This window comes from Devosia sp. (assembly GCF_041917035.1).
GTDB lineage: Bacteria > Pseudomonadota > Alphaproteobacteria > Rhizobiales > Devosiaceae > Devosia_A.
The window spans coordinates 1-3,896 of the sequence record NZ_JAYRYM010000304.1 but is presented as its reverse complement, the minus strand read 5'-3'; the positions used below and the strand labels follow the sequence as shown (position 1 = coordinate 3,896).

5 protein-coding genes are annotated in these 3,896 nt (G+C 64.8%); all 5 read left to right on the top strand.

All coding sequences use genetic code 11. The annotated features are described in order from the left end of the window. A partial coding sequence (locus ACE3TU_RS19925; protein WP_374627414.1) for a hypothetical protein occupies window positions 1-182 on the top strand: 182 nt, incomplete at its 5' end. Window position 183: 1 nt separating this feature from the next. Continuing rightward, window positions 184-1,188: an ABC transporter ATP-binding protein gene (locus tag ACE3TU_RS19920; RefSeq protein ID WP_374627412.1), complete on the top strand. Its 1,005-nt coding sequence runs from the start codon at window positions 184-186 to the stop codon at window positions 1,186-1,188. Window positions 1,189-1,279: 91 nt separating this feature from the next. Beyond that, window positions 1,280-2,164, top strand: a complete 885-nt coding sequence (locus ACE3TU_RS19915; RefSeq protein WP_374627410.1) for a phytanoyl-CoA dioxygenase family protein — start codon at window positions 1,280-1,282, stop codon at window positions 2,162-2,164. Between the two features lie 92 nt (window positions 2,165-2,256). Continuing rightward, on the top strand, window positions 2,257-2,910 hold the full coding sequence (locus ACE3TU_RS19910) for a hypothetical protein (protein WP_374627408.1): 654 nt from the start codon (window positions 2,257-2,259) through the stop codon (window positions 2,908-2,910). 93 nt (window positions 2,911-3,003) lie between these two features. Further along, window positions 3,004-3,896: tryptophan 7-halogenase (locus ACE3TU_RS19905; protein ID WP_374627406.1), on the top strand; the 893-nt coding region annotated here is incomplete at its 3' end.

Below are 3,896 nucleotides of genomic sequence, written 5' to 3'. Positions count from 1 at the left end.
TGAACCATTTCGATTTCGAGCCTGGGGTCCACCCCCTCCCATCCTCCCCCGTCAAGGGGGAGGTGCCGCTCCGCGTTCGTGGCAACATCTCCCCACACACCGCTGCGGGCACCCTCCCCTCGACGGAGAGGGTTGGGGAGGGGTGTGCCGCCGCCGCGGCTTTCGAGACGGAGAAGGACTGACATGGGCTCCCTGCAGATCAACCACGTCAACAAGGCCTTCGGCGCCACCAAGGTGCTGCACGACATCAATCTCGAGGTCGAGGACGGTGAGTTCGTCATCTTCGTCGGGCCGTCCGGGTGCGGGAAGTCGACGCTGCTGAGGATCATCGCGGGGCTCGAGGACGCGACGGGAGGCGAAATCCGCATCGACGGCGAGCGGGTCGACGCGGTGCCGCCCGCCAAGCGCGGCATTGCCATGGTGTTCCAGACCTACGCGCTCTACCCGCACCTGACGGTGAAGGACAACATGTCGGCAGGGCTCAAGCAGGCCGGCACGCCGCACGAGCAGATCGAGAAGCAGGTGGCGGAGGCCTCGCGCATGCTGGCGCTCGATCCCTACCTCAAGCGCCGGCCGGCGGAGCTGAGCGGCGGGCAGCGGCAGCGCGTCGCCATCGGGCGGGCGGTGGTGCGGGAACCCAAGCTGTTCCTGTTCGACGAGCCGCTCTCCAACCTCGACGCGGCGCTGCGCGTGCACACGCGCCTCGAGATCGCCAAGCTGCACCGCGACCTCAAGGCGACGATGATCTACGTGACGCACGACCAGGTCGAGGCGATGACGCTGGCCGACAAGATCGTGGTGATGAATGCCGGGCGGATCGAGCAGATCGGCTCGCCGATGGAGCTGTACAACAATCCGGCCAACCTGTTCGTCGCCGGCTTCATCGGCTCGCCGCAGATGAACCTGCTCGATGCCGGAGCGCTGGGAGTGGGTGGCGCGACGACCGTCGGCATCCGCCCCGAGCATCTGCTGCTGGCCAAGGACGGCGGGCGCTGGCCGGGCCGCGTCGAGCATGTCGAGCACCTCGGCGCCGACACCAATGTCTATCTCTCCACAGAAGCCGCGGGGATGGTCACCGTGCGGCTGTTCGGCGAGGTGTACCACGACACCGGATCCACCCTGTGGATCAGCCCGTCGCACGACCGCTTCATCTACCGCTTCGACGAGGCGGGCACGGTGATCCGATAGAGCAGCTTGCCGCGTCCCCGGCCGGGACGCTATCCATCGGCCCGGTGGCCGATCCGGTCGCCGCCAGCCCGCAGCAAAGGACGTCAGCGACATGGTCGCCAAGCAGTTTCAGGTCCTCACCCCCGACGAGGCCCAACACTTCATCGAGCGCGGCTACGTCCGCATCAAGGGTTGCCTCGATCGCAACCTCGCGAAGCGCTGGACCGACGAGGCCTATGCCCGGCTGGGCTACGATCCGCAGGATCGCTCGACCTGGACCAAGGACATCGTCTGGATGGACCGGCACAATATCGCGGCGATCAAGGACATCTCGCCCAGGGCCTGGGGCGCGCTCTGCGACGTGACCGGCGGCGAGGATCGCATCGACCATCGCGTGATGGAAATCGAATCGCAGCACTTCACCACCATCGACTCGACGGAATGGTCGGATGCCTTCGTCGTCAACTTCCGGCGCGGCGCCGACAAGCCGTGGATCAGGCCCTCCGTCGAGGCCGGCGGCTGGCACAAGGACGGCAGCTTCTTCCGTCACTTCCTCGACAGCCGCGAACAGGGCCTGCTGACCATCGTCTACTGGTCGGACGTCGTGCACCAGGGCGGCGGAACCTTCATTGCGCCGGACTCGATCAAGGTGGTGGCGAAGTACCTCGCCGAGCATCCCGAGGGGGTCGCCAATGACGGCGACGCGTTCGGGGAACTGATCGCGCAGTGCCAGGAGTTCGTCGAGGTCACCGGCGAGACCGGCGACTTCATCATCCTGCATCCCTTCATGCTGCACGCATCATCGAACAACCACTCCGGCAATGTCCGCTTCATGACCAACCCGCCCGTGGTGCTCAGGGAGCCGATGAACCTCAACCGCGACAATCCGGAGGAGTTCTCACTGATCGAGCGGGCGACGCTGCACGCGCTCGGCAAGGCGCGCTACGATTTCCGCCCGACGGCGCCGCGCGAGGAGCACTGGCGGGTGATCGGGTAGGCGCGAACAGGCCCTCGTCGGAGCCAGAAGGCAAATGGGCAAAGCAGATTGCCGCTTGGCGGTATGCTGAGCTGTTTCGCGGGGAGGCGGAATTGACGAAGGTCTCTGACCTTGGGAAGGCATCTGGCGAGACGACCATCAGACTGATGGAGGCCGCTTACAGCAGGCTCCTGGACTACTACCGGTGGGCAGACATCCAGTTCAATGGCACGAAGAACGAAATCGGCATTGAGGCGTACAAGCGGCTTCGTCAAACCATCTGGTTGCTAGGGAGAGCGGTCGAACTGCTTGGGCAGGTCGCGTCTGTGCAGCGACCGCCAAGTGGTTTGTCGCCGGATGAGTTTCATGCCTGGGTCAATGAGCACGGTGCAGAAGTCGGAACGCGTCTCGGCCCACTTGAAGACGAGCTGGAGATCATCACTGAGTGCACCTACTTGATCGCCTGGCGCTGCGCTGGGGCCACCAGCGAACTCATGAGCATCGGCCCTTTCAAACCAGTGGGAGTGAGGGATGTTCGCAACAAGCTGATTGAGCACGTTGATCGCAGCGGCAGTGGGGTGCTCTTAAGCAGTTTCGGATATGGAGGCGACCAGGGTCCGGTGATTAGGGCGCTGCGCACAACCGACAAGAAGGACGTCTTCCCGGACGCGGGCCTCTTCGTGAACCTGCAGGAGTTCTCGAAAGAACTGGTTGCGAGACTTGACCGGGCTCTTGAGGGACAGAGCGTCCCGCCGCCTTCTCCGTAGGCCTCCTTAGCTTTCCGGACTTTCCGTCTGCTTTCGCTGCTTGCACGCCCATGCGCGCTGCCCTCTAGTCCTTGCCGGGGAGCGGAGGAGAGCATGGCCAGGCAAGCGCATTTCGTCGTCGTGGGCGGCGGGACGGCTGGATGGATCGCAGCGTTCATCATCCAGGATTCGATCCGGCGGCTGAAGCTCGACGCGCGGGTGAGCGTGGTCGAGTCGACGAAGATCCCGACGGTCGGCGTGGGCGAGGCGACGACGGCGGCGTTTCACGTGTTCCTCAGACACTTCAACATCGACATCTTCGAGTTCTTCCGCAAGACCGAGGCGACCTACAAGCTCGGTATCCGGCACGAGGACTGGCGGCGGAAGGGCTTCACCTACTACGGGCCGATCGACGATCCGCACATGGTGGTGCAGCCGCCAGCCGGAGCGCCGTCGGACTATCTCAACGTCTATGCCGTCTCGGCCGGGCACAGGGTGCAGGACATGCACCTGTTCGGTCCCCTGCTCGAAAAGAAGAAGGCGCCGTGGGCGCTGAAGGACGACGGCTCGCTGCTGCCGCTCGGCCCGTTCCTGCCGGCCTATCACTTCGACCAGTCGCTGGTGGGCAAGTTCCTGAAGTCGAAGTCGGACGGCGTCGCGATCGTCGACAACGTGCTGACCGGGGTCGAGCGCCATGCCGAGACCGGCGATGTGACGGCGGTGCTGTTCGAGGATGGCGAGCGGCTTGCCGGTGATTTCTTCATCGATGCGACCGGGTTCAGGAAGCGCCTGATCGTGGGTGAACTCGACGCGCCCTGGATCAGCTATGCGCATGAGCTGCCGGTCAACCGGGCCCTGCCCTTCTGGCTCGACATCAAGCCGGGCGACGAGATTCCGAACTACACCCGGGCCTGGGCGCACGAAGCGGGCTGGATGTGGCAGATCCCGACCCAGTTCCGCTTCGGCTGCGGCTACGTCTACTCCGACGCGTTCCAGACGCCGGACGA

Excerpts from the sequence above, each read along its gene's own strand:
- ACE3TU_RS19920 (WP_374627412.1), top strand. The coding sequence starts at position 184 with ATGGGCTCCCTGCAGATCAACCACGTCAACAAGGCCTTCGGCGCCACC.
- ACE3TU_RS19915 (WP_374627410.1), top strand. The coding sequence starts at position 1,280 with ATGGTCGCCAAGCAGTTTCAGGTCCTCACCCCCGACGAGGCCCAACAC.